We start from the raw sequence: 25,297 nt of genomic DNA on the forward strand, positions 1-25,297 counted from the left end.
CGAAGCTTAGGGTTCGTGAGCAATCACGAGCGGTAGCGGAGCGTTCTGTAAGCTGATGAAGCCATACCCGTGAGGGGTGGTGGAGGTATCAGAAGTGCGAATGCTGACATGAGTAACGTAAGGGGAGTGAGAGACTCCCCCGCCGAAAGACCAAGGGTTCCTGCTTAAAGCTAATCTGAGCAGGGTTAGCCGGCCCCTAAGACGAGGCGGAAACGCGTAGTCGATGGGAACCACGTTAATATTCGTGGGCCTGGAGGTAGTGACGGATCACACAAGTTGTCCAATCTTATCGGATTGAACGGGCAGCGGAGTGGTTCCAGGAAATAGCTCCTCCTTATAGACCGTACCCGAAACCGACACTGGTGGTCTGGTAGAGTATACCAAGGCGCTTGAGAGAACTATGCTGAAGGAACTCGGCAAATTGCACGCGTAACTTCGGAAGAAGCGTGACCCTTTTCTGCGCAAGCAGAGGAGGGTGGCACAGACCAGGGGGTAGCGACTGTTTATCAAAAACACAGGGCTCTGCGAAGCCGCAAGGCGACGTATAGGGTCTGACGCCTGCCCGGTGCTGGAAGGTTAAGAGGAGGGGTGCAAGCTCTGAATCGAAGCCCCAGTAAACGGCGGCCGTAACTATAACGGTCCTAAGGTAGCGAAATTCCTTGTCGGGTAAGTTCCGACCTGCACGAATGGCGTAACGACTTCCCCGCTGTCTCCAGCATAGACTCAGTGAAATTGAATTCCCCGTGAAGATGCGGGGTTCCTGCGGTTAGACGGAAAGACCCCGTGCACCTTTACTATAGCTTTACATTGGCATTCGTAGTGGCATGTGTAGGATAGGTGGTAGGCTTTGAAACCTGGGCGCCAGCTCAGGTGGAGCCACCCTTGAAATACCACCCTTATCACTATGGATGTCTAACCGCGGCCCGTTATCCGGGTCCGGGACAATGTATGGTGGGTAGTTTGACTGGGGCGGTCGCCTCCTAAAGAGTAACGGAGGCGCGCGATGGTGGGCTCAGAACGGTCGGAAATCGTTCGCTGAGTGCAATGGCATAAGCCTGCCTGACTGCGAGACTGACAAGTCGAGCAGAGACGAAAGTCGGTCATAGTGATCCGGTGGTCCCGCGTGGAAGGGCCATCGCTCAACGGATAAAAGGTACGCCGGGGATAACAGGCTGATGACCCCCAAGAGTCCATATCGACGGGGTTGTTTGGCACCTCGATGTCGACTCATCGCATCCTGGGGCTGGAGCAGGTCCCAAGGGTATGGCTGTTCGCCATTTAAAGCGGTACGTGAGTTGGGTTCAGAACGTCGTGAGACAGTTCGGTCCCTATCTGCCGTGGGTGTAGGAATATTGAAAGGATCTGTCCCTAGTACGAGAGGACCGGGATGGACGGATCTCTGGTGGACCTGTTGTGGCGCCAGCCGCATAGCAGGGTAGCTATATCCGGACGGGATAACCGCTGAAGGCATCTAAGCGGGAAACCCACCTTAAAACGAGTATTCCCTGAGAACCGTGGAAGACGACCACGTTGATAGGCCGGGTGTGGAAGAGCGGCAACGCTTGAAGCTTACCGGTACTAATAGTTCGATCGGCTTGATCGTTCTCATTCCTTATGCCCATCGTGAAACACGATGGTCTGGCCAGCGCTCACGCATGAGCGGCCCTTACGGGCCTATGCTCCGCGAGGGCGCCGGACGACCGGCGACGCGCAGTCGCGCTTGCGGGCTTTGCCCGAAAGCAAACTGTGGATGTCGCTCAGGCACAAAAAGACAGGTGAAGAGCAACGAGCCAATAGTGAATAGGCATCCCCTATTCACTATTGCCTTCTGCCCAATCCCTAACCCAGCTTCTCGAATAACGTGCGTTTTGCCGACCTGGTGGTTATGGCGGAGCGGCTGCACCCGATCCCATTCCGAACTCGGCCGTGAAACGCTCCAGCTCTGATGGTACTTCGTCTCAAGACGCGGGAGAGTAGGTCGCTGCCAGGTCTGCCAAACGCACGTTAAACTCACATCCAATCGGATGGATGTGAAATCTTCTCTTCACGAACAGGCCCGCCAACGGGACAACGGGCCGCGTAAGCGGCCCTTTCAATTTGGCGGCGCGAAGCAGGCAATCGCCCGCTTCCAAACATCGAAGCAGAGACACCTGCTTCCAGAGATCGAAGCAGAAAACACCTGCTTCCAGAGGTCGAAGCAAGCTCACGCTTGCTCATAGGTGGCGCGGGGTGGAGCAGCCCGGTAGCTCGTCAGGCTCATAACCTGAAGGTCACAGGTTCAAATCCTGTCCCCGCAACCAAATCAAAACAGCCCGGCTCACCCCGGGCTGTTCTTGTATCCGGCTGATGGCCCCCCGCTGATTTGAGAACCCTCATCACGGGCCCGCAAATACCCAAAGCCGACGCCCAAGGTCAAAAAGAAATCCAAGCCAAGCCAAGCCAAAGCGTTCAGCGGGCCACCGCACAAAAGGCAGACCTGTCGCCGAAGATAATCCAGCCAGCAAGCGATCGCGTCCGCAGTGTAAGCCGTCAATACTGCCGTCTCGACCAGAACCGGCGGGTGGGTTTGTCCCACCGCCGGCATAGGTGGTTCAACTCTTGATCTCGATCCGCTTTGCCTGCGCTTGCGCTCTCGCGGTCTTCGGCAATGTAACCGTCAGGACGCCGTTCCTGAAGCGCGCTTCGACATTGTCTTGCTCTACCTCGATGCCGAGCGGAATGCGGCGCTCGAAACGGCCGTAATAGCGCTCGGAGAACTGGCGCTCCTTGTCCTCGCTCTCGGACCGCTTTTCGCCCTTCAGGGTCAGCACGTCGTCATCGAGCAGGACCTCGATGTCCTTTTCCTCCATGCCGGGCACTTCGGCCGTGATACGGACCTCCTTTCCAGTGTCGGAGATCTCGACGCTCGGCCAGCGTCCGCCGTTCGCGGCAACGGAAGACAAGGATGGCAGACCGGAGCCGAAACCGCGGAAAACATCGTCGAAAAGACGGTTGACCTCGCGGTGCAACGACATGAACGGATCACGTTCGCCATCGCGCAAAAGGCTGGGCACCTGTCCGCGTTCCCGGCCAAAAGGAATGAGATCACGTACGCTCATTGTCTTTCTCCTCTTTGCTTGCGTCTCCACCACCGGGCGACCGTCGTCCGGTTGGTGGAAGCCCTGACCCGAATTGCCTCACGCGGCCTGTTTTTCCACTTGCACGGGCTTTGCCGCGGATTTTTCCTTGGCTTTGGCCATGCTGGTGCCGATCTCGATCTTGCGCGGTTTCATCTCTTCGGGAATCTCACGCTGGAGATCGACGGTCAGGAGACCGTTGACGAGGCCGGCGCCGGTCACCTTCACATGGTCGGCAAGTTCGAAGCGGCGCTCAAACGGCCGTCCGGCGATGCCGCGATGCAGGTATTCGCCATTGTCCTCTCCGGCACGCTCGCCGGCGATGACGAGCATGTTGGGTTCATGCACGATGCTCAATTCGTCTTGACTGAAGCCGGCTACCGCCATGGTGATGCGGTAGGCGTCGTCACCGGTCCTGGAGATATCGTAGGGCGGCCAGTTGTCGACGTTCGCCGTGCGGCTGGCATTCTCCAGCAGGTCGAAAATACGGTCGAAGCCTATGCTCGACCGATAGAGTGGTGAAAAGTCGAAAGCGGTTCTCATAGCCATATCCTCCTTCGCTGAGCAACATGGGTACGAGGAGTGCCAAGGATGCGGCACTCCTTGACCTGCCGGCCCTTCCGGCGCCGGCGGAATCGATCTGGGAACTGACGGGCGTGGCGTCAAGAGGCCTGATCGAACGTCTCGTCGAGATTCCGGCGGCCCTTGACGCGGCCTGAACGGCTGACCATCTCGATCACGGATGGACGGTCGCCGGTGACGCCATCCGATTGCTTACTCGCAAAAAGACGTCAAAAAACGGAGGAAGTGATGAACGATATTCGGTTTCCCCAGCCGATTACCCTCGAATTGTCGGACGCCCCACGCAAGGTCGCCAGCAGCTTCGAGGCTCTGGAATGCCTGGATCAACAATGGCCGAAATGGGCGCGCGGACCAAGCTGGCGCGCCGCCGGCCGTGCATGCCGTGATGCGCTGGATGGCTGGCGCAGCGGGCGTGCCGCCTACAAGGCCTTCTTGAAGGCGGCCAAGCGAGCCGGCCTGACGAGGGGCCGCTCCGCTTCGCCCCAGCAATTCCGTTCCGCGGCGATGTCAAGGACGGCCCAGCCGATGGCTGTCAGAGCAGGATGACACGAATCCCATCACTCATCCTGCTCGGGAACTCTGATTTTAGGTATGCTCAATCGAGCCTTTGAGCGCGCCGCGTTGCAGGCGACGCGCTTCAGGTTTTTTGATCCGCTCAATGTGATCCGCTCAATGGATGGCAACGATGCCGTCAACGGCGCGCCATTCCGACGGTGTGATTAGACGATGATGTGCGACGCGCACGGAATGCAGCGTGCCGTCCAGTTCGCTTTCCCAATAGCCAAGGAAGCCCTTCAGCTCCGGGAAATCGGGAGCGAGGTCGTATTCCTGCCAGACATAGAGCTGCAGCAGGTTGGGGTAGTCAGGCATATGATAGTGAATCTCGGCCGTGGTCAGGCCGTAGCCATCCATCTGCAGGCGGAATTCTCTGCTGACCGCAGTCACCATATGTTTCTCCTTTCGCTTACGACCTCATGCATTCATCCTGGCGAAGTCGTGCCGGAATTCATCCGGCGTGGACCGCGGCGCCGGCACGTCGATGTCGAGCTTGCACAAGGCCTCCATGACGTGGTCGAAGGAAACCGGCCGCTCGACTCCCGGCGGCAGGCGCAGTTCCGGCATCGACTCCACCGCGCAGGCATCCGAGGCCCAAGACGACAGGATCGCCCGCTTTTCCCAGAGGTCGAGCGCGTCGTCTTCCAATACCTCGTCAGGATGTTTGAAGTGCCTCGCCGGCGAAAGCAGCCGGTCAAGCGAGGTGTCGGGCGTGTCAGTCAGGGAAGGCATGATCGGCGAAAATTTCTGTCGGTCCATCGTTGTCCTCCGTCTGCAAAAACTCCTCGATAGCGTCCAGTTTCCGGCTGTGCTTCGGCAGCGCCGGCCAGGATAATCTTGTTGGCCCTCTACCAAAATTCAAGCGGTGAAATCGTCGACTTGGTGAGAATTCCTGCATGATAACAACGCGTTGGCACTCTCGTGCGACGAGTGCCAAAATTTTTGCGCCAACCTCTTGAAACCGGAAAATTCCAAAACTAGCTCGATATGCGCGCGCGATGCCTGAACAAGGGTCGCGGCACCTCGTGCCGGGCCGATATTGCCGGTCCGGCGCGGAGGAACCTCAAAAACTGTTTGTCCTTGAAGGAGAACGACATGACGTTCCGCCCATTGCACGACCGTATCCTGGTCCGCCGCATCGAAGCCGAGGAGAAAACGGCTGGCGGCATTATCATTCCCGACACAGCCAAGGAAAAGCCGCAGGAAGGCGAGGTGATCGCCGCCGGCCCCGGCGCCCGAAACGAAGCCGGGCAGCTACAGCCGCTCGACGTCAAGGTGGGTGACCGCATTCTGTTCGGCAAATGGTCCGGCACCGAGATCAAGCTCGGCGGCCAAGACCTGATCATCATGAAGGAAAGCGATGCGATGGGCGTGATCGAGCAGACCGCGACCGTGAAGAAGGCCGCCTGACGGCTTCTTGCCAAGTTATCAGTCAACGAAAGCTGCCTAAATTGAAGGAGTGATCCAATGGCTGCCAAGGAAGTGAAATTCCATACCGAAGCCCGCGAGAAGATGCTGCGCGGCGTCGACATTCTGGCCAATGCGGTGAAGGTGACGCTCGGTCCCAAAGGCCGCAACGTCGTTATCGATAAATCCTTCGGCGCGCCGCGCATCACCAAGGATGGTGTGACGGTGGCCAAGGAGATCGAACTGGAAGACAAGTTCGAAAACATGGGCGCGCAGATGGTGCGCGAAGTCGCTTCGAAGACCAACGACATCGCCGGCGACGGCACCACAACCGCGACCGTTCTGGCCCAAGCCATTGTCAAGGAAGGCGCCAAGGCCGTCGCCTCGGGCATGAATCCGATGGATTTGAAACGCGGCATCGACAAGGCCGTGGAGGCGGTCGTTGCCGAACTGAAGGCCAACGCTCGCAAGGTGACGAAAAACGATGAGATCGCCCAGGTCGGCACCATCTCGGCCAATGGCGATCCCGAGATCGGCCGGTTCCTCGCCGAGGCGATGGAGAAGGTCGGCAATGAAGGTGTCATCACGGTGGAGGAGGCCAAGACCGCCGAGACCGAACTGGAGGTGGTCGAAGGCATGCAGTTCGACCGCGGCTATCTCAGCCCGTACTTCATCACCAACCAGGACAAGATGCGCGTCGAACTTGAAGAGCCCTATGTGCTGATCCACGAGAAGAAACTGTCCAACCTGCAAGCCATGCTCCCCGTCCTCGAGGCGGTCGTGCAGTCGGGCAAGCCGCTGCTGATCATCGCCGAGGACGTGGAAGGGGAGGCGCTCGCCACGCTGGTCGTGAACAAATTGCGCGGCGGCCTGAAGGTCGCGGCCGTCAAGGCGCCTGGCTTCGGTGATCGCCGCAAGGCGATGCTGGAGGATATCGCCATCCTCACCGGCGGCACGGCGATCAGCGAGGATCTCGGCATCAAGCTCGAGAACGTCACGCTGCAGATGCTGGGCCGCGCCAAGAAGGTGGTGATCGAAAAAGAAAACACCACCATCGTCGACGGCGTTGGCCGCAAGGAAGAGATCCAGGGCCGCATCGCCCAGATCAAAGCGCAGATCGAGGAGACCACCTCCGACTACGACCGCGAGAAATTGCAGGAGCGGCTGGCGAAGCTCGCCGGTGGCGTCGCCGTCATCCGTGTCGGCGGTTCGACGGAAGTCGAGGTGAAGGAGCGCAAGGACCGTGTCGACGACGCGCTGCATGCGACCCGTGCGGCGGTCGAGGAAGGCGTGCTCCCGGGCGGCGGCGTCGCGCTGCTCCGGGCCGCCAAGGCGCTCGATGCCTTGCCGATCGACAATGCCGACCAGAGGACCGGTGTCGAGATCGTGCGGCGTGCGATCGAGACCCCGGTGCGCCAGATCGCGGAGAACGCCGGCGCCGAGGGCTCGATCATCGTCGGCAAGCTGCGCGAGAAGAGCGAGTTCGGCTGGGGCTGGAACGCCCAGACCAACGAGTTCGGCGATCTCTACGGCCAAGGCGTCATCGATCCGGCAAAGGTCGTGCGCACCGCGCTTCAGGATGCCGCTTCCGTCGCTGGCCTGCTGGTCACCACTGAGGCGATGGTGGCCGAGAAGCCAAAGAAGGAGGCCGCGACCCCTGCCATGCCCGCCGGCGCGGGCATGGACTTCTAGGACGCCGGGAGGCCGCCCGCTCCCAGAAGTGGGAGCGGGCGCTTCCCGGGGAAAGTTTGGAGAGAGACCACTATGACCGGTATCGGTTCCGTTCCGGCGCCCACGCATCCGGCAAACGAATTTCTCGCCTACGAGGCAGAATGCAGGAGCGTGCTGGGGCCATTGTTGATGCGCGTTCTCGACATGGCCGAGTCCGCAGGCTGGAGCCGCCGTACGGCGGCGTCGACGCTGATGTTCCTGGCCGCGCAGCATGTGTCGGCAGCCTCGGAAGGCTCCGGCGGCTCAACCAGGGATGGAGGACGCGATCATCGGAGCCCCACAGCAAACGATGGACCGATGTCCGGTTGGGAAGAGGACCGACATGATCGTGGGCCAATTGCGTGAATGCCTGAAAACGTTGAGGTGGAAAGCGGCAGACCTCGTCGACGAGCTTGGTTGCCCGCAAAGCCAGGTCGCCGCCTGGCTCGATGGGCGGGCGCTTCCGCCGCTTTCCGTCCTTGCCTGGCTCGAGGCGCTCGCCAGGGCGCATAGGGCGCTACCGGCGCCTGGCCGAGGCTCGCCAGTGCTCAAGCCAAGCCCGGTCGAGCCAGCCAAGATCAGGCTCGCGGCCGCCGGAAATCCGACGACACCGGCGCACCCGCCCTATCCGCGCCGACCTGTCTTCGCGCACCAGGCTGCCCGACATGCTTCGGTTCGTTTGCCATCGAATGGAGGTTTAAATCATGGCACAGATGCGCTTTGAAGAACCCGTGACGATCTTGGTCGGAATGGGGCTTCCGGTAACGATCGAGACTGCGATGGAAGCATATGCCGTGTTGCAGGACTGGCCCGTTGCCAGCCGAAACGGCGCCCATGCCGTCGCCCTCAACGCTTGCAAAGCCGGCATTGCCGGCGAGATCGATGCGGAAACCGTGCGGGCGACCTTGATCGCCTTCGCGCGCCGCAATGACATTCTGGTGCCGAATATGATCTCGCCTGCCAGTATCGCATCCGGTGGCCGCGCCGTGCGAGCGGATTGAGGATCTATACGCGACCTATCGGTGAGCGCCCCGGCGATCCAAAATGATCGGCCCGTCGGCCTTGAGCTGGCGGGCTGTCTCCGTCGCCTCAGGCCGTTTCGACGAGACGCGAGCGTTTCTTCTCGGCGGCCGCCAGCAACTCGACGAAGGCGCGGACCTTGGCTGGCCGGAACCGGGCCGGAGGGAAAACGGCATGGATGCCGCCGGCAGGCAACATCCAGTCGGCAAATACCGGCACGAGACGTCCCTCGGCGATATCGTCGCCGACACTGTAGTCGGGAAATACGCCCAATCCGATACCGGCGAGCACGCAGGCAAGAGCCGCCGGGCTCTTGTCGCACATGATGACCGGGTTGAGTTCGGTCAACACCGTTTCTCCCTCTCTTGAAAACAGCCATTGGCCGATGCCGCGCAGCTGGGCGTTGCCGACCCAGGCAAGCGATCTTGCCTGGCGCGGGGTGACATCGGGCGGCAGGCTTGCGGCGAAGGTCGGGTTCGCCACCACGACCTGCTGTATCGTGCCCAGGCGCCGCGCCTGATTGGACGAATCCGCAAGCCAGCCGACGCGGATGCCGAGGTCGATCTGCTCGTCCACCAGATTGCTGACGGCGTCATCGAAAATCGCCTCGACGCGCATATGCGGATAAGTTCGGAGATAGGCGGCCATGACAGGCGCAACGATCTTCGTGCCATAGTCGAGCGGCGCGGTCAGCCTCAGCATTCCCTTGGGTTCGACTGCCCCGTGCGAGATCTCGCCATAGGCCGCTTCGGCTTCGCGCAGGATGATCATCGCGCGGTCGTAGAAGAGGCGACCCTCCTCGGTCGGCGTGACACGCCGCGTCGTGCGCCGCATGAGCGTCGCGCCCAGTTCCTGCTCAAGCCTGCCGATCTGATGGCTGACCACGGCCTTGGCCACGCCAAGCCGGTCCGCCGCCGTGGTGAACGAGCCTGTCTCCATCACCGTGGTGAAATAGACAAGCCGATTGAGATTGAGGAGTTCGGTGGACGCCATTTATTGCAAGACCATCACCTGCCACATGTAACCAGACAATTTGGGGGACGGGGCAACCAACGCCACCGCAACGGAGACCGGGCGACCGTGAGCAATCCAGAAGTGACCTATCTTTTCGATCCGCTCTGCGGCTGGTGTTATGGCGCAAGCCCGATGCTCGAAAAACTGTCCGGCAGCGGCGTGCGCGTCGAGCTCTTGCCGACCGGGCTGTTTTCGGGGGCAGGCGCTCGGCCGATGGATGACGGTTTTGCCGCCCATGCCTGGGCGAACGACCAGCGCATCGAGCGGTTAACGGGACAGGTTTTCACGCAGGCCTATCGGGACAACGTGCTGAATGTTCGCGGCACGTTGCTGGATTCCCATGCCGCGACCCTCGCGATTACCGCAGCGGGCCCGGAAGATCCCGGCCGCCGGCTGGCCGCGCTGAAGGCGATCCAGAACGCGCGCTATGTCGATGGGCGCGATATCGTCACGGTCGGCGGTGTCGCCGAGGTGCTCGCCGACGCCGGCATGGCCGATGCCCGCGAACTGGTGAAGGCGCCAACCGAAGGATTGCTGACAGCTCACCGCGAACTGGTCGGCCGAGGCCGCGCGCTGTTCCAGCGCCTGCATTCCAACGGCGTGCCTTCGCTCGCCATCATCAGCAACGATGCGCCGCGCCTCATCGGTTCGAACGCGCTGTTCGGCAGTTTCGACAATCTCCTCGCTCATATCGCGGCCGCGTGATCCCCAACCGACCTCCAACAAGGAATGGAAAAAGATATGGCAAAAGTCGCTCTCATCGGCGCATCGGGCGAAGTCGGTTCGCGCCTGCTCAAGGAACTCTCCGACCGTGGCCATACCGTCACCGGCATCGCCCGCAATCCTGAAAAAATCGCTGCGCTGCCTGGCGTGACGGCCAGGAAGGGCGATGTCTTCGACATGGAAGGCTTGGCCAAGCTGATCCGCGGCCATGATGTGGTGATCAGTTCGGTGCATTTCCTCGACAGCGATGCCGACACGCTGATCGCCGCGGTGCGAGCCTCCGGCGTGAAGCGCTACCTGGTCGTCGGCGGTGCGGGCAGCCTTGAGGTCGCGCCCGGCAAGCGGCTGGTCGACACGCCCGAATTTCCCGACATCTACAAGGCCGAGGCGCAGAAGGGCGCCGACTTCCTCGACAAGTTGAAGACCATCGATGACCTCGATTGGACGTTCCTGTCGCCGTCCGCCATGTTCATCCCGGGCGAGCGAACCGGCAAGTTCCGCCTCGGCAAGGACACGCTTCTGGCTTCGCACAAGGGCAGCAGCATTTCCTTCGAGGATTACGCCATCGCGATGGTCGACGAGATCGAGAAGCCCGCCCACATAAAGCAGCGCTTCACCGTCGGTTATTGACTAGGCAGGCCAGGCCAGCTGCTTCTTGTCCACCAACATTCTAAACGTCGCCCGTCATCATCGCTCGCAGCCATGCCGTGATGGCATCGAGGTCGATCGGTTTCGTCGTGTCGACGTCGAAGAGCGGACCGCGCCGCAGCGGTTCGGCGCGCCTGGCGAGTTCGATCAGTTCGGGGATATAGGACGCGCCTGGATGGCCGGGGAGACGCTGGCCGAGCCGGGCGCCGTAACGCTCGGCAAGGACTTCGCCGGGCGCATGGCACCAGATTTCGACGGTCTGTTCGACCCCGGCATTCCTGAGATGATCATCGAGCAGCTCGCGCGGCTGGAAACCGAACCAGGCGTCGACGATGAATGTGGAGCCCGCTGGGGCTTCGCCGACGACTGACCAGATCGCCCGATAGCTGGCGCGGCCGAGCGTGCGGTTGAATGCGCGGTCGCCGCCGCCGAGCACCTCGAGAAACGGATTCTTGATCGTGTCGAGCGCAAGCAACGGCCATCCCATGCGGTCGGCGATGCCGCGCGACACCGTGCTCTTGCCGCTGGCCGGGATGCCGTTGACCAGCACGGCGCGCCTGGCCGCGCCGGCTTGCACAAAATGCCGGCCAAAAATCGGCGCTGTCGCCATGTCTGTTCCGGCCAGCGCCTGCAATCCCGCCCCGATCACGCCGGCGTCGTCGCCGAGCTGCGCCGGCTCGACCGGGCACTGGTACCACGGCGCCAGGGCCGGCGCGCGGCCGAGCGCCTTGTGTGCCGCCCAGCCAAGACCGCCGCCGAGCAGGACGACACCGGGGTCGAACATGGCGACGCTGGTATCGATGGCGGCACGTAAGGGCATTGCCCAGGCTTCGAGTATAGTGCGCGCCTGGATGTCTCCGGCGGCGTCGCGGGCAAAGAGCTGGTCGACCGAAAGGTCGGTACGCAAGCCGGCCCGCGCGATGTGACGGCCAAGCGCGGTGCCCGAACTGGTGGTCTCGACACAACCGCGCCGGCCGCAGGCGCAGACCTCGCCATTGACGTCGACAGTGATGTGGCCGAGCTGCCCTGCCGTTGCCCGGCCACGCACGATCCGCCGATGTTGAGCGACGGCCCCGCCAATGCCGGTGCCGATGGTGAACATGGCGACGTCGTGATGGCCCCGGCCGGCGCCGAGCGCCATCTCGGCGACCAGTGCCATGTTGCAGTCATTGTCGATGACGACGGGCTTGCCGGCCATGTCTTCCAGGCGCTGCGCCAGCGAGACGGAGGCCAGATTGACGTAGCCGCCGGACAGGACCGCGCGGCGATCCGCGTCGACGCGACCGGGAACACCGATGCCGATGGCCGAAACCTCCGATGTGTCGAGCCGGCGCACCATCCCGGCGATCCGCGAGAGCACAGCCTGCGGGTCCGGCGCGCTCTTTTCGGACAGACGTTCGAGGATTTCGCCGGCGCCCGAAATGCGGGCGGCCCGCAGATTGGTGCCGCCTATATCTATCCCTATGCTGAGAGGCATGACGTCCTGCACGTGTCGGTGATCCAACGCGGATATCAGGCGGCGGCCTTGCGCCGGTGATGCCCGATTACCGCCTGGATCTCACGCAATCGCGGCACCGCGATGGTCTTAAGCCTTTCGCGCTGAATGTCACGATCGAGCGAGATGCAGTCCTTCCACAGCGAGCGGCCGGCGATGACGCCGGAGGCGCCGTTCTGCATGGCAATCTCGACCTGGCCGAGGAAGGTGGCGTGGTTGACGCCGGCCGAAAGCACCGCCCACGGCACCTCGCCGGCCATTCTGGTGATGTTGGCGCAGGCTTCCGGCGTTCCGGGATACGGAAGCTTCAGCACCTTTGCCCCGCACTCCAGCGATATCCTTGTGCCTTCCTCGACGAGCCAGGGGGTCTTCGCCGCATAATCTTCCGGGCTTTCGTCTTCGAGCTGATAGGTCAGGAATTCGACGACGAGCAACAAATCTTCCTGCCCGAAATCGGCGATGCATTGGCGCAGGATGGCGATGTTGTGCTCATTCGCTTCGGGCTTGTCGGCCCGCAGATACACCATGATCTTGCCGCCCGTGCCACCCAGTTCGCGCACGCGGCGCGCATCGATGCCGGGGACAAGGCGCGACAGGCGATAGCCTTCAGGCGAGACGTCGAAACCCGAGGCGTCGAGGCCGATAAGCAGCGCGGTATCGCGGTTCAGCACGCCCTCCTCGACAACCCGCGGCACCGCGCAGAGCGGGTCGAGCAGCACGCAGGACGCGGCACTTGCAAGGTAGCGCGTGATGTCGGCCTTGGTGTCGCCGAGCATGTCGTTGGTGATCCTGGCCTGTTCGGCCGGATCCGACGCCAGCAAGGTGCGCATGCCGCCGCGCTGGTCGCAGGCGATGGCCAGCATGGCCCCGTCCTTGCCGCATATCTGCTGATAGCCGCGCAGCTCCGCGGTGGTCATCTTTGTCATGGTCTCTGTCCGATGTTGGCGCTCTCTGGCCGAGGGCGCGGATCCCGTGGAAACAAGAATGTTCAGTTTTTGCCCGCCTGCCGGCAGGGGAGAATTGCCGTCTTGATGCGCCGTCCATTGCCCGGAAAAGCACACCTTGCCGGCGCCTGGGCAGGACGGCCTCAAGTTGCGAGTTCGCCGGATTTGCGCGATAACTCCCATCGGCGTATACGTGTGTAACACGTTGCTGAAAGGAATTGCAAGCTGGCTGTCCCTCCCATTCAGGATGCGACCGCATCGCGCACGATGCTGCACACGGTCGCCAAACTGCATTACGAGGCGGAGATGTCGCAGGTCGATATCGCGCGGCAGCTTGGCGTCTCCACCGCGACCATATCGCGCCTCTTGCAGCGGGCGCGGGCGGAAGGGATCGTCCGTATCGAGGTTCTCGATCTGGCGGCACCTGAGGAGATCACCGGACAGCTAATCGATAGGCTAGGCCTGCGTGACGCAGCGGTGGTCGAGACGCCGGCCGCAGGCGCGCTGACGGCGCTGGCCGGCCCGCTCGGCGGCCTTCTCAAGCAGGCGCAATTGGTGGCCGGCTCCGTGGTCGCCATCGGCTGGGGGCGCGCGGTGCGCGAGGTGATCCGCGCCGGCCTGCCGCGCATTCCGGGCGTGCTGACCGTTGCCGCCACCGGCGGCATGCAGCAGCACGCGGCGCATTTTCAGGTCAACGAATTCGTCCGCCTCGCCGCCGAGGAGTTCGGCGGGACACCGCACTTCATTCATGCGCCCTATCTGCCTTCCAGTGAATTGCGTGAAGTCTTCCTTGGTGATGCCGCCATCAGCGATGCCGTCGCGCTGTGGGACAGGACCGATGTGGCGATCGTCGGCATCGGCCTGCCGCATGCCATCAATGCACCCGAGGCGAGCGCCGCCACGCCGAGCGAGCAGGCGCTGGTCCATGCGGCCGGCGATGTCCTTCGGCATTATTTCGATGCCGATGGCGCGCTGATCGCCTGGGAAGGAGAGGGCCGGATGATCGCTATGTCGCCGGCGCAGCTCCGCGCCGTGCCGCTGGTGATCGGTGTCGCGGCGTCGCCGGAAAAGGCGACGGCCATCATCGGCGCCGCTCGCGCTCAGCTGATCAACGCCGTGATAACGGATACGAAGACGGCGCAAGCCATCCTCGCTACCCTGCCGCCGCGATAGTGCCGCCCGCCGCCCCGCCGCCGCATTCCAGTTCGCGAGGGCGATTTTACGAAATCGGTTGTGCCGCCGAGAAGTCGAGGCAATAGTTCGGCGGGACTTTGTGGAGCAGTCGGATGTTGCGTGAAAAATCCGGCGTTGCGACCCGGAAAACCGAGTTGCAATTTATTTCTGCAAAGTGTTACAAGTTTGTGAACTTGGCGTGCAATGCATGCCGGGTGCTGTGGTTCTCTGACCTCGCGGAGGCGAGGAAGTGACCGTGGCTATCGTGCCGGTCGGCTGGACCGGCTGACATATCGACTGGAGGGCGCTTGGGAGGAGCTGCCCGCGAAAAGCAAACAGGCGTTCCCGGCCGTCTTGTCCCAAGCGGACGACGGCCATTCGATGTCACTTGCAACGGCAGATCTGCCAACATAATGAGGAGGATGTCATGAAGAAGATCGTTGCCGCGCTTGCGGCTCTCGCCGTCAGCGCGACGGTGCTTATCGCGCCCGCGCAGGCGCAGGACAAGAAATACACCATCGCGCTCGTTCCGGGCCTGACCACCGACGGTTTCTACATCACCATGCGCAAGGGCGCCCAGGCCGCGGCCGACGCCCTTGGCGTGAACCTGGTCTTCCAGGGCGCTCCTGAGTTCAATCCGGTCACCCAGGTGCCGGTGCTCGACGCGGTCATCGCCAAGAAGCCGGACGCGATCCTGATCGCGCCTACCGACAAGGTCCAGCTGGTCGAGCCGCTGCGCAAGGCCAATGACGCAGGCATTCCGGTCATCACCGTGGATACGTTCATCGGCACCGGCGCCTATCAGACCGGAGCGGGTGACGCCGATTTCCCGCTGGCCTACATCGCTTCGGACAATGTGCTGGGCGGCGAAATCGCGGCGCGGGCGCTTGCCAAGGCCGTCGGCGACAAGGGCAAGGTCTACGTCTCCAACGTCAAGCCCGGCATCTCGACCACCGACCAGCGCGAGGAAGGCTTCAAGAAGGAGATGGCCAACCATCCCGGCATCACCGTTCTCGAGACCCAGTTCAATGACGACGACGCCAACAAGGCGGCCTCGCAGCTGCAGGCGGTGTTCGCGCGCAACCCCGACCTCGTCGGCGTGTTCGGCGCCAATCTGTTCTCGGCGCTGGGCGCCGCCAATGGCGTCAAGCAGGCAGGGCAGACGGGCACCGTCAAAGTGGTTGCCTTCGATGCTCCGACCAGCATCGTCGACAACATCAACACCGGCCTTGTGGATGTGGCGATCGCCCAGCATCCCGCAGAGATCGGCTATTTCGGCGTCGTCTCGGCCTATGCCCACCTGACCGGCCAATCCATCCCGGTCATGATCGGCACCGGCTTCACGATCATGGACAAGTCCAACATCGCCGATCCGAACATCTCGAAGTATCTCTATTCCGAGTAAGTCCGGACCAGCTTGGCTCTTCCCGGTGCGCCGGGAGGAGCCTGTGCCGGTCCCGCCAGGGCGGGACCTGTTTGAAGGCAGCCGCGCCGCGGAGTACTCATGACCTCGACATCACCAGCACAGCCAGCCGAGAAGCATGTCGCCCCCCAGGCTGACCACGGCGATCCCGCCAGGAGCTGGATCGCACGCATCGCCGAGGGGCGCGCCTGGCTGTTTCTCGCCGGCCTGATCATCTGTTTCGAGATCTGGTCGCGGAGCGCCTTCGGCGCCACTTTCGTGCTCAATCCGTTCAATCTTCAATCCATCGCGATTTTCGCCGTGGCGCCGCTGCTTTTGGCGACCGGGCAGACCTTTGTCATCATATCAGGCGGCATCGACCTTTCGCTGGGCTTCATCATGGGCCTTGCCGCGGTCATCGCCGCGCATGCCACCAACATGGCGGGCGCCGCCATTCCGTTGCCGTTGGCCATGCTGGCCGGCATCCTTGCCGCGGTGATCGTGGCCGGCGTGCCCGGCGTCATCAACGGCTTGCTGATCTCGCGGCTCAGGGTTCCGCCCTTCATCGGCACGCTCGGCATGTTCGGCGTCGCCCGCGGTGTCGCCTTCCTGCTTGCCGGCGGCACGACGGTGCCGGTACAGAACTCCTGGTTCGCACTGCTCGGCAACGGCAAGTTCCATGGCGTGCCCTATCTGGTGATGATCGCCGCTGTCTTCGTCGTCGTGATGCACTATCTGCTCAGCCAGACCCGGTTCGGCCAGCACAATTACGCTATCGGCGCCAATGTGCAGGCCGCGCGCCGCGCCGGCATCGACATCAGGGGCCATATCCTGCGGCTTTATGTGCTGTCGGCAATGTGCGCCGGCCTTGGCGGCGCGCTCTATGCCGCGCGCTTCACGGCGGGGGCAGCGCAGGCCGGCGAACCGCTGCTGCTCGACAGCGTCGCGGCGGTGGTGATCGGCGGCGCCAGCCTGTTCGGCGGCTCCGGCACCATCTTCGGCACCGTCGCCGGCGCGCTGGTGATCGCGGTCATCCAATACGGGCTGGTCTTCGTCAATGTGGAGCCGTTCTGGCAGTTCATCGCCGTCGGCGTCGTCATCATCATTTCCGTTCTCATCGACCAGGCGCAGCGCCGGTTCAGTGGAGCCCGTCAGGATGAATAGCACCGAGCCCCTCCTCGAAGTCCGGAACCTTTCCAAGCACTTCGGTGCGGTACGGGCGCTCAACGATTTCTCCATGGCCGTGCGGCCGGGCGAAGTGGTGGCGCTTGCCGGCGACAATGGCGCCGGCAAGACGACCCTGATCAAGGCAATATCGGGCGTGTTCCAGCCGACGGGCGGAGAAATCCTGCTCAGAGGTCAGCCGGTGGCTTTCGCCACACCGCAGGAGGCGCGCGAAAAGGGCATCGAGACGATCTACCAGGATCTCGCGCTGGCCGACAATCTGTCGATCGGTGCCAACATCTTCCTCGGCCGCGAACCGATGCGCAAGGCGTTCGGCTTTCTGCCGGTGCTCGACCGCAAGGCCATGGCCGAGGCCGCCAGGGAGACGATGAAGCGGCTGGACTTCCACGTCAGCCGATTGAACGCGCCGGTCAGCAATTTCTCCGGCGGCCAGCGGCAGGCCGTGGCCATCGGCCGCGCCGTCTACTGGGATGCGCAGATCCTGATCATGGATGAACCGACGGCCGCGCTCGGCGTGCCGGAGCAGCGCAAGGTGATTTCGCTCATCCATCAGCTCAAGGCGCAAGGGCGCGGCGTGATCTTCATCTCGCATAATCTGCAGGACATCTTCGCCGTTTCCGATCGCATCGTCGTGCTGCGGCGCGGGATCCAGGCCGGCGAGCGCAGGATTTCCGAGACCAACCATGACGAGGTCGTCAGGCTGATGGTCGGCGGCTAAGGCCGTCAATTGCTAGCCGGCATCGCGGTTGGTCAGCGCGATGTGGCAGCAGCCGCTGCCGTGGCCGGGCGTCCAGGTGACATTGTCGAAACGCACGCCGGTCGCCTCGAACAGGCCACGGTCGAAGGCGCCGGCGATGCGACAGAGCGTGGCGAGTTTTTCCTCGCCGACGCCGGCCTCGACCCAGGCATCCTTGAGAGGGCAGCGTTTCACCTTGAAGGCGATGCGGTCGGGACCTCGTTCGACATCGGTCGGATACATCCGGCCGTCATCCGGGCTGACCGACAGGAAAGCTTCGCCAATTGAGCGCGCGTCGTTGGGACCGAATGCGGCGAAGGCGGCTGCGGCCACTTCCTTGCCGCGCTGCTCGATGGTCCGGGTCATTATCGCCTCGGCTCTTTCGGCGCCCAGCTCTCCGGTCAACTGATCCAGGAACAGGCGATAGAGGTCGGCCCGGTTGCGGAATGCGGAATCGAGTTCGCGCGACAGTTTCTCGGCTCTGGCTTCGGGGTCGATCATGATGCTTCCTGCGTGGTTCTTCTGAGCTTTGGTGCGGCTGCCACGAGCGCCTTGCCGATAGCCGATCGCGGCGCATCGATGACGGCGCGGGCATCGCCGCTCTCGGCAATCCGCCCGCCGTCGAGAAGGATGACGCGGTGGGCGACGGCCCTGACGACGCCGAGATCATGCGAAATGAAGAGATAAGCGATCCGTTCCTGGCGTTGCAGGTCGAGCAAAAGATCAAGGATCTGTCCGCGCACCGAAACATCGAGCGCCGACACCGCTTCGTCGAGCACGATCAGCGAGGGTTTCGTGGCCATGGCGCGGGCAATCGCCACCCGCTGCCGCTGGCCGCCCGAGATTTCGTGGATGGCGCGAGAGGCGAGCTCCGCCGTAAGCCCGACGCGCTCCAGCAGGGCGGCGATACGGCGCGGGCGCTCGGAACGGGAGGCGACGCCGTGGATGCGCAAAGGATCGTCAAGCACGCGCGCCACCGTGGCGCGCGGATTGAAGGCGGCAAGCGGATCCTGGAACACCATCTGCAAGCGAGCGCGACGCGCACGCAAGCTGGCGCCGCCCAGAGCCAGGAAATCATGGCCTTCAAACTCGATCCGGCCGGCATCCGGCTCGATCAGCCGCAACACCAGCCGGGCGATCGTCGACTTGCCGCTGCCGGAGGGTCCGGCCAGCGCCAGCGTCTCGCCGGGCCCGATTTCGAAAGAAACGTCGTCGACCGCGGTAACCGTCTTGCCGCCACGGCGGTGGTGCCTGGTAAGGTTGGAAACTGCAAGCACGGGGACGCTCATGCGATCATGCCGTGGTGCAGCGGTTCGGCGTCGAGGCCGATATGGGCCTCGAGCAGCGCGCGCGTGTAGGCTTCAGTTGGCGCACTGACGATCTGTTGCGTGGCGCCAAGTTCGATCAATTCGCCATGCCGGAACACGGCAATGCGGTCCGCCAGCTCGGCGGCCAGCGCAATGTCGTGACTGATGAACAGCAGCGTCATGCCGTCTTCTTCCACCAGCCGCCGGATCAGTGCGACGATCTCGGCCTGCACGATGGTGTCGAGCGCGCTGGTCGCCTCGTCGGCGATCAAAAGTCTTGGGCCGGCTGCGATCGCGGCTGCAATCGCCACACGCTGCTTCTGGCCGCCGGACAGCTGATGCGGATAGGCGCGCAGGGCGGAGTCCGGGTCGGGCAGACGGACGCGTTCGAGCAGATCCTTCGCCCTGGCGTATGCCTGAGGCCATGTGAGACCGAGATGGGTTCGGGAGACTTCGGCGATCTGTTTGCCGACGGTCATGACAGGATCGAGGCTGGCGGACGGGTCTTGAAAGATGAAGCCGATATCGCGGCCGAGGAGGGGTCTGGGGCTTGGTTTGGAAGTGGTCTTTTGGACGCTGCGTTCTATGAGGCCCCCCTCTGTCCTGCCGGACATCTCCCCCTCAAGGGGGGAGATTGCACCTTCATCTCGGCCTTCGCCAATCCCCAATGGTGTAGGGGAGCCATCGGCGAAGCTGCCAATCTCCCCCCTTGAGGGGGAGATGTCCGGCAGGACAGAGGGGGGTGCCTTCGCACCCAACGCTGGCAAAACCCAATCGATACGTCCGTCAATCCTGGCGCTCGCTGGCAACAACCCCGCAATCGCCAAAGCCAGCGTACTTTTGCCCGAACCGCTTTCGCCGATGACGGCCAGCCGCTCGCCAGCCTTGATGTCGAGGCTGATGTCCCTCAGCGCCACCACCTCGCCGTCGTCACGGCGGTAGGTCACCGCGAGGTTGCGGATCGAAGCCAGCGCGGTCACGACAGGCCTCTTCTGACCGCCGTGGTTTCAACGATGCCTTCACCGGCGAGATAGACGCCGAGCACCGTCAGGACCAGCGCTATGCCGGGCGCGATCGACAGGAAGGGCGCGGTGCGCAGCACCGCGCGGCCCTCCGCTATCATGCCGCCCCAGGTGACCCGATTGGGGTCGCCAAGGCCGAGGAAGGACAAAGCCGCCTCGGTGAGGATCGCCGCTGCCACGATCACCGAGGACAGCGCCAGCACCGGCGGCAAGGCATTGGGCAGCACCTCGCGAAAGGCGATTTCCAGCGGATGCATGCCGATGACGCGCGCGCCGGCGACGTAGTCGCGCTCGCGGATCGACAGCACTTCCGCGCGGGCCACGCGCGCGGGCCCGGTCCAGGTGCCGAGCGCTATTGCCGCCACGACGACGCCGATCGAAGGGCCGACCACGCTGACGAAGGCCAGAGCGAGCAAAAAGCCCGGCACGGTCTGGAAGGCATCGGTGACGCGCATCAGCACCTCGTCGGTGAGGCCGCCGGCAAACCCGGCCACCGTGCCCACCACGGAGCCGATGGCCAGTGCGGCGGCCGCTGCCGCAAGGCCGACGGCAAGCGACGTGCGGGCGCCGTGGAAAAGCTCGGCCAGCACGTCGCGGCCGAGGCGATCCGTGCCGAGCGGCAGCGACCAGTCCTGGAAGGGCGGCAGCAGCGCCGGGCCGGCGATGGCTTGCGGGTCGCCCGGAAACAGCAGCGGCGCCGACAGGGCCATGGCGCACAATGCCGCCAGGAGTATGGCGCCGGCGACCGCCTCCGGCGTGCGCAGAAAGCGGCGGAGCGTGCTCATGTGCCGGCCTCGCTGGCGCCGACGCGCGGGTCGAGAAAGGCATAGGCGACATCGACGAGAAGATTGATGACGATGACCAGGACGGCGCTGACGAGAATGATGCCGAGCAGCAAGGGCGTGTCGCGCGCGGCCACTGCCTCCTGCGCCAGCCGACCCAGACCGGGCACGGCAAAAACACTCTCGATGACGACGCTACCGCCCAGCATCTGCGCCGACTGCAGGCCGAGCATCGTGACCAATGGCAGCAGCGCATTGCGGGCGACATGGGCAAGCACGATGCGGCGGCGCGACAAGCCCCTGGCGCGGGCGGCCAGCACAAAATCCTGCCGCCAGACCTCGGTCATGCCGGCACGCATCATCCGCAAATAGAGCGCCAGGTAGATGAAGCCGAGGGCTGAGACCGGCAGGACGAGATGGATGGCGATGTCGGCGGCGCGGTCGAGGCCGGCCTTGCCGGAGGCGATGGTCTCGATGCCGCCGATCGGCAGCCAGCGCAGGTCGACAGCGAAGACGACGATCAGCACCAGGCCGAGCCAGAAACCCGGCACCGCGTAGAGCGCCAGCGAACCGATGGAGAGAAAACGGTCGCGAAAACTGCCCGGCCTGGCGCCGGCATAGATGCCCAGCGCCGAGCCGAGGCCGAAGGAAAGCGCGGTGGCGCTGCCCATCAACCACAGCGTGGTCGGCAGGCGCTCGAGGATCAGGTCGCGGATCGGCCGCGAAAAGGTGACGGACTGGCCGAGATCGAGATGCAGCAGCGCCCAGAGATAGTTGGCGAGCCGCGTCAGCTCCGACTGGTCGAGGCCCCAGCGATGGCGCAACAGCTCGATCATGCCGGCATCGCCGCCGGTAGAGACGATATAGGCATCGACCGCGTCGCCCGGGGCGGCCTCGAGCAGCAGGAACGTGCCGATGACGACGATCAAAAGCACGAAGACGCTGCCGACGAGGCGACGGCGGAGGAGCGTGAGGGCGCGGTTCATGCGGCCCTCGATGGGTTGGCGATACGTTGGTTAGGACCGCGCCTGGGCACCCCCCTCTGTCCTGCCGGACATCTCCCCCGCAAGGGGGGAGATTGGCTGTCATTTTTGGCTTCGCCAATCCCCAACATCGGAAAATTCGCGGGACAGACAAGTTGCCAATCTCCCCCCTTGAGGGGGAGATGTCCGGCAGGACAGAGGGGGGCCTCGTAGAACTCAACGCCTACGATGATTTCGCAAACGTTCATCCGCGAAATACTGTCACGATTCCAGATATGTGTCCGCCCAGTTCGATACCGCCCAGCGCGGATTGTTGGCGATGTTGCCGACCGTGTCGCGCGCGACGCTGATGAAGCTCCATTCGGCGACATTGATCAGCGGCAGGTCGGCGGCCACCTCTTTCTGGAACTCCTTGTAAAGATTGGTGCGGGCCGATGTATCGAGCGTCTCGGACGCCTTGGCGATGAGCGCGTCCAGCGCATCGTTCTTGTAGCCGCCCTGGTTGGAGAACGGCACGCCGTCCGGAATGCCGCTTTGCACCAGGATGGTGGTCGAGATCGCCGGGTCGCCGCGGAACACCGGCGGGCCGACGGCGAGGTCGAAAGCGTGGTCGGTGTAGACGGCCTTGATATGCGCGGCGGAATCGTTGTTGACGAGCTGGGCGTCGATGCCGATGGCGGCGAGCGCCTGGCGCAGATAGTCGCCGAACTGCTTGGTTTCGTTGAAATAGGGAGCCGGCAACAGTTTCAGCGAAAAGCGCTTGCCGTCGGCGCCCTTCTTGTAACCCGCCTCGTCGAGCAGCGCATTGGCCTTGGCGACGTCGAAGGCATAGGTCGGGACGTCGGCGGTATAGAACTGCGGGTCGTTCTTCGGCACCGGGCCGGTGGCGGTGGCGGCATAGCCGAGGAACACCGTCTTGACGACGAAATCCTTGTCGATGGCATGCGCGATCGCCTGACGCACCTTCAGGTCGGCGAGCTCCTTGCGACGATGATTGATCTCGACGACGAGCTGGTAGGTCAGTCCCTCATAGCCCTTGGTGATCACCTTCAGGCCCGGCACTTTCGAGATGCGGTCAAGATCGGCCAGCGGCACGGCGGAGAAGGCGGCGAGCTGGATCTCTCCTGCTTCCAGCGCGCTCGCCGCCGAAGTGCGGTCGGGCAGCACCTGGTAGATGATCTCATCGAGATAGGGCTCGCCCTTGCCCCAATAATCCGTGTTCTTCGTCAGCCGGTAGTATTGGCCGGCCTTGTATTCGGCGAACTTGAACGGGCCGGTGCCGATGGGCGCGTTGTTGGCCGGGTTGTCCTCGATCTTGCCAACTTCGTAAACGTGCTTCGGCACCACGCTGCTCAGCGCCGGCAGAGCGTTGCGGATCAGCTGGAAGGGCGTGGGCTTGGCGAATTTGAACACGGCGGTCAATTCATCAGGGGTATCTACCGCGGCCAGATCCTTGAACACGGTGCGGCCGAGATTCTGCAGCGGCTTCCAGATCTGCAGCGCCGAGAAGGCGACGTCGGCCGAGGTAAACGGCGTGCCGTCATGCCATTTGACCCCTTCGCGCAGTTTGAAGGTCGCCGACAGCCCGTCGGCGGCGCCTTCCCAACTGACCGCCAGGCGTGGTGCAAGCCCGTCCTTGCCATCGAAGGAGGCTTCGGCCAGCGTTTCGACGATCTTGCTGGAGATGAAGAAGACGCCGTTGGAGGCGACGATGGCCGGGTTGAGGTTGCGCGGCTCGGAATCGGCGGCGAGCACCAGGCGGCCACCCTTCTTCGGCGTCTGCGCCCAGCTCAAGGCCGGCATCGCGGTGGAGGCCAGAAGCATGGCAGAGCCCGCAAGCACCGTGCGGCGTGAAATCCTGAACTCCGGCATCATCCTATTCCCCCTCTATCTCATATCTTGCACGGAGGCCTTTCGGGCGTTTCCATGCACGTTTGATTATGGGCCTTGCCGTGGCTTTCGCCAGAGACGGAATTGGCGCATCGTGGCGTGGCTTTGAAATTTTTGTTCGCTGGACCAGTTACGGGAGAGTGGTCGATAAACCTGACCTGGTAAGACCAGGTCATCCGATGCACCTCACATTATCGGCACCGGCGACGGCCATTCAGCTGGGCGAGCCTGTTTCTGGCTGGACCAGATGGGCGAAAATGGTGCAGATTTGACCCGAAGTCGGAAGACCTAACGGGATCGGGCATCCGGCGGTCCAGCCGATCCGCGCGGACATTCAGGGAGAGAGACAATGAACATAGCTCCGGGGAAGAGTGCCGTCGGCGACATCCCATTCGACCACGCCAGGGTCGATGGCCTGATGGAAGAGGCTGATATCGACGTCCTGCTCGCGACATCCAAGCACAACACCCAATATCTGCTCGGCGGCTACAAGTTCATCTTCTTCGCCGCCATGGATGCGATCGGCCACAGCCGGTACCTGCCGATCGTGATCTACGAAAAAGGCGGACCGGACCACGCCGCCTATATCGGCAACCGCATGGAGGGTGGCGAACACCAGAACCACCCGTTCTGGACGCCGACGCTGCATGCCGCCTGCTGGGGCACGCTCGATGCCGCCAATCTCGCTGTCGAGCATGTGCGCAAGATCGGCAAGGGCGACGCTCGCATCGGCATCGAGCCGGGTTTCCTGCCGTCGGACGCCTATGCCCTGATCCGCAAAGCGCTCCCCGACGCCAAGCTGGTCGATGCCACCGGCATGCTGGAACGCATGCGAGCCATCAAGACCGAGGCCGAGCTGGAGAAACTGCGGATCGCCTCCGAACTGATCACCGATTCCATGCTGGCCACCATCCAATGGGCGCGCGAAGGCACGACCAAGAGCGAGATGATCGAACAGCTTCGCCGCGAGGAGACCAATCGCGGCGCGCATTTCGAATATTGCCTGCTGACGCTGGGCTCCAGCCACAACCGCGCGGCGTCGCCGCAAGCGTGGAAGAAGGGCGAAGTGCTGTCGATCGATTCCGGCGGCAATTATCATGGCTATATCGGCGACCTCTGCCGCATGGGGGTTCTCGGAGACCCGGATGCCGAGTTGGAGGACCTGCTGGCGGAGGTCGAGGCGGTGCAGCAGGCGGCGTTCTCGAAGGTAAAGGCGGGTACGCTGGGTGGTGACATGATTTCCCATGCCGAAGGCGTGCTGAAAAAATCCAGGGTCGCGCCCTACACGGATTTCTTCGCTCACGGCATGGGGCTGATCACGCATGAGGCGCCGTTCCTGATGACCAACCATCCGGTGACCTATGAAGGCACCTATGCGGGCAAGCCGCTGGAGAGGAACATGGTGCTATCGGTGGAGACGACCATGCTTCACCCGACGCGCGGCTTCATCAAGCTGGAGGATACGGTGGCGGTTACCGATACCGGCTATGTGATGTTCGGGGATCGGGGTCGGGCATGGAACCGGGGTGGCATGTAACCTGCCACGTTACAAATGAGCGTGCCGGTCTCGATTGTCTCTAAGGCGCGTCGCGTCGAAACGAAT

The 25,297-nt window shown here is 63.2% G+C and carries 26 protein-coding genes, 1 tRNA gene and 2 rRNA genes (1 of these 29 cut by a window edge); 16 read left to right on the top strand and 13 right to left on the bottom strand.

Annotated elements, in window-relative coordinates:
* From FJ942_RS23065 to FJ942_RS23075, 3 genes are all read left to right on the top strand, one after another.
* Positions 1-1,603, top strand: a 23S ribosomal RNA gene (locus FJ942_RS23065) (it extends 1,208 nt beyond the left edge of the window).
* Between the two features lie 272 nt (positions 1,604-1,875).
* Positions 1,876-1,990: ribosomal RNA gene (gene rrf, locus FJ942_RS23070) — 5S ribosomal RNA — on the top strand.
* Positions 1,991-2,223: 233 nt separating this feature from the next.
* Positions 2,224-2,300 (top strand) — tRNA-Met (locus tag FJ942_RS23075).
* 291 nt (positions 2,301-2,591) lie between these two features.
* Here FJ942_RS23075 and FJ942_RS23080 read toward each other — a convergent pair.
* The gene (locus FJ942_RS23080; RefSeq protein ID WP_140899022.1) at positions 2,592-3,098 is read right to left on the bottom strand and encodes an Hsp20/alpha crystallin family protein; all 507 of its coding nucleotides are present in this window, start codon (positions 3,096-3,098) and stop codon (positions 2,592-2,594) included.
* Between the two features lie 78 nt (positions 3,099-3,176).
* Positions 3,177-3,659: an Hsp20 family protein gene (locus FJ942_RS23085; protein ID WP_140522628.1), complete on the bottom strand. Its 483-nt coding sequence runs from the start codon at positions 3,657-3,659 to the stop codon at positions 3,177-3,179.
* A 26-nt stretch (positions 3,660-3,685) separates the two neighbouring features.
* On the opposite strand from FJ942_RS23085, the gene FJ942_RS28600 reads away from it, so the two are divergent.
* The gene (locus tag FJ942_RS28600) at positions 3,686-3,835 is read left to right on the top strand and encodes a hypothetical protein (RefSeq protein WP_181165362.1); all 150 of its coding nucleotides are present in this window, start codon (positions 3,686-3,688) and stop codon (positions 3,833-3,835) included.
* Complete coding sequence (locus tag FJ942_RS23090) at positions 3,822-4,244, top strand: DUF982 domain-containing protein (RefSeq protein WP_224619266.1); 423 nt, start codon at positions 3,822-3,824, stop codon at positions 4,242-4,244. Before FJ942_RS28600 ends, FJ942_RS23090 begins: the two co-directional genes overlap by 14 nt.
* Positions 4,245-4,367: 123 nt before the next feature.
* On the opposite strand, the gene FJ942_RS23095 is transcribed toward FJ942_RS23090, so the two are convergent.
* Together FJ942_RS23095 and FJ942_RS23100 are read right to left on the bottom strand one after the other, a co-directional pair.
* Positions 4,368-4,646: an usg protein gene (locus FJ942_RS23095; protein WP_140500453.1), complete on the bottom strand. Its 279-nt coding sequence runs from the start codon at positions 4,644-4,646 to the stop codon at positions 4,368-4,370.
* 24 nt (positions 4,647-4,670) lie between these two features.
* Positions 4,671-5,012, bottom strand: a complete 342-nt coding sequence (locus FJ942_RS23100; protein ID WP_224518916.1) for a hypothetical protein — start codon at positions 5,010-5,012, stop codon at positions 4,671-4,673.
* Positions 5,013-5,348: 336 nt separating this feature from the next.
* Here FJ942_RS23100 and FJ942_RS23105 point away from each other — a divergent pair, with 336 nt between their 5' ends.
* From FJ942_RS23105 to FJ942_RS23120, 4 genes are all read left to right on the top strand, one after another.
* A complete protein-coding gene (locus FJ942_RS23105; protein ID WP_140899024.1) occupies positions 5,349-5,663 on the top strand; it encodes a co-chaperone GroES in 315 nt (104 codons plus the stop codon).
* A 57-nt stretch (positions 5,664-5,720) separates the two neighbouring features.
* On the top strand, positions 5,721-7,352 hold the full coding sequence (gene groL / locus FJ942_RS23110) for a chaperonin GroEL (RefSeq protein WP_140513825.1): 1,632 nt from the start codon (positions 5,721-5,723) through the stop codon (positions 7,350-7,352).
* 72 nt (positions 7,353-7,424) lie between these two features.
* The gene (locus FJ942_RS23115; RefSeq protein WP_246675951.1) at positions 7,425-7,736 is read left to right on the top strand and encodes a hypothetical protein; all 312 of its coding nucleotides are present in this window, start codon (positions 7,425-7,427) and stop codon (positions 7,734-7,736) included.
* A gap of 338 nt (positions 7,737-8,074) precedes the next feature.
* Positions 8,075-8,371: a DUF982 domain-containing protein gene (locus FJ942_RS23120; RefSeq protein ID WP_140624452.1), complete on the top strand. Its 297-nt coding sequence runs from the start codon at positions 8,075-8,077 to the stop codon at positions 8,369-8,371.
* Positions 8,372-8,459: 88 nt separating this feature from the next.
* Here FJ942_RS23120 and FJ942_RS23125 read toward each other — a convergent pair whose 3' ends face one another.
* Positions 8,460-9,383, bottom strand: coding sequence for a LysR family transcriptional regulator (locus FJ942_RS23125; RefSeq protein WP_140899026.1), 924 nt, complete (start codon positions 9,381-9,383; stop codon positions 8,460-8,462).
* A gap of 87 nt (positions 9,384-9,470) precedes the next feature.
* On the opposite strand from FJ942_RS23125, the gene FJ942_RS23130 reads away from it, so the two are divergent.
* Positions 9,471-10,109, top strand: coding sequence for a DsbA family protein (locus tag FJ942_RS23130; protein WP_140500466.1), 639 nt, complete (start codon positions 9,471-9,473; stop codon positions 10,107-10,109).
* Between the two features lie 36 nt (positions 10,110-10,145).
* Positions 10,146-10,757, top strand: coding sequence for an NAD(P)-dependent oxidoreductase (locus tag FJ942_RS23135; RefSeq protein WP_140899028.1), 612 nt, complete (start codon positions 10,146-10,148; stop codon positions 10,755-10,757).
* Positions 10,758-10,797: 40 nt separating this feature from the next.
* On the opposite strand, the gene FJ942_RS23140 is transcribed toward FJ942_RS23135, so the two are convergent.
* Together FJ942_RS23140 and FJ942_RS23145 are read right to left on the bottom strand one after the other, a co-directional pair.
* Entirely contained in the window at positions 10,798-12,252 is a 1,455-nt protein-coding gene (locus FJ942_RS23140) for an ROK family protein (RefSeq protein ID WP_140522616.1), read from the bottom strand.
* 35 nt (positions 12,253-12,287) lie between these two features.
* The gene (locus FJ942_RS23145; protein WP_140500441.1) at positions 12,288-13,196 is read right to left on the bottom strand and encodes a tagatose-bisphosphate aldolase; all 909 of its coding nucleotides are present in this window, start codon (positions 13,194-13,196) and stop codon (positions 12,288-12,290) included.
* A gap of 285 nt (positions 13,197-13,481) precedes the next feature.
* Here FJ942_RS23145 and FJ942_RS23150 point away from each other — a divergent pair, with 285 nt between their 5' ends.
* The 4 genes from FJ942_RS23150 to FJ942_RS23165 all read left to right on the top strand — a co-directional run bounded on the left by FJ942_RS23150 (position 13,482) and on the right by FJ942_RS23165 (position 17,692).
* Positions 13,482-14,387, top strand: coding sequence for a sugar-binding domain-containing protein (locus tag FJ942_RS23150; RefSeq protein WP_140500440.1), 906 nt, complete (start codon positions 13,482-13,484; stop codon positions 14,385-14,387).
* A 427-nt stretch (positions 14,388-14,814) separates the two neighbouring features.
* On the top strand, positions 14,815-15,792 hold the full coding sequence (locus FJ942_RS23155) for an ABC transporter substrate-binding protein (protein ID WP_140584091.1): 978 nt from the start codon (positions 14,815-14,817) through the stop codon (positions 15,790-15,792).
* Between the two features lie 99 nt (positions 15,793-15,891).
* Positions 15,892-16,953, top strand: a complete 1,062-nt coding sequence (locus FJ942_RS23160; RefSeq protein WP_140500436.1) for a ribose ABC transporter — start codon at positions 15,892-15,894, stop codon at positions 16,951-16,953.
* Positions 16,946-17,692 (top strand): ATP-binding cassette domain-containing protein, encoded by a 747-nt coding sequence (locus FJ942_RS23165; protein WP_140672200.1) that lies wholly within the window; start codon positions 16,946-16,948, stop codon positions 17,690-17,692. The genes FJ942_RS23160 and FJ942_RS23165 overlap by 8 nt, the downstream gene beginning before the upstream one ends.
* A 12-nt stretch (positions 17,693-17,704) precedes the next feature.
* Here FJ942_RS23165 and FJ942_RS23170 read toward each other — a convergent pair whose 3' ends face one another.
* From FJ942_RS23170 to FJ942_RS23200, 6 genes are all read right to left on the bottom strand, one after another.
* The gene (locus FJ942_RS23170; protein WP_140624445.1) at positions 17,705-18,211 is read right to left on the bottom strand and encodes an L-2-amino-thiazoline-4-carboxylic acid hydrolase; all 507 of its coding nucleotides are present in this window, start codon (positions 18,209-18,211) and stop codon (positions 17,705-17,707) included.
* Positions 18,208-18,999, bottom strand: a complete 792-nt coding sequence (locus FJ942_RS23175) for an ATP-binding cassette domain-containing protein (protein ID WP_140899030.1) — start codon at positions 18,997-18,999, stop codon at positions 18,208-18,210. The genes FJ942_RS23170 and FJ942_RS23175 overlap by 4 nt, the downstream gene beginning before the upstream one ends.
* Entirely contained in the window at positions 18,996-19,997 is a 1,002-nt protein-coding gene (locus FJ942_RS23180; protein WP_181170007.1) for an ABC transporter ATP-binding protein, read from the bottom strand. Before FJ942_RS23180 ends, FJ942_RS23175 begins: the two co-directional genes overlap by 4 nt.
* The gene (locus FJ942_RS23185; protein WP_140522610.1) at positions 19,994-20,824 is read right to left on the bottom strand and encodes an ABC transporter permease; all 831 of its coding nucleotides are present in this window, start codon (positions 20,822-20,824) and stop codon (positions 19,994-19,996) included. Before FJ942_RS23185 ends, FJ942_RS23180 begins: the two co-directional genes overlap by 4 nt.
* On the bottom strand, positions 20,821-21,807 hold the full coding sequence (locus FJ942_RS23190; RefSeq protein ID WP_140899032.1) for an ABC transporter permease: 987 nt from the start codon (positions 21,805-21,807) through the stop codon (positions 20,821-20,823). Before FJ942_RS23190 ends, FJ942_RS23185 begins: the two co-directional genes overlap by 4 nt.
* 258 nt (positions 21,808-22,065) lie before the next feature.
* Positions 22,066-23,676 (bottom strand): ABC transporter substrate-binding protein, encoded by a 1,611-nt coding sequence (locus FJ942_RS23200; protein WP_140899033.1) that lies wholly within the window; start codon positions 23,674-23,676, stop codon positions 22,066-22,068.
* A 367-nt stretch (positions 23,677-24,043) separates the two neighbouring features.
* Here FJ942_RS23200 and FJ942_RS23205 point away from each other — a divergent pair, with 367 nt between their 5' ends.
* A complete protein-coding gene (locus FJ942_RS23205) occupies positions 24,044-25,231 on the top strand; it encodes a Xaa-Pro peptidase family protein (RefSeq protein WP_140899035.1) in 1,188 nt (395 codons plus the stop codon).
* Positions 25,232-25,297: the final 66 nt, after the last annotated feature.

The organism is Mesorhizobium sp. B2-4-2, from assembly GCF_006442845.1.
In the GTDB taxonomy this organism is placed as follows: domain Bacteria; phylum Pseudomonadota; class Alphaproteobacteria; order Rhizobiales; family Rhizobiaceae; genus Mesorhizobium.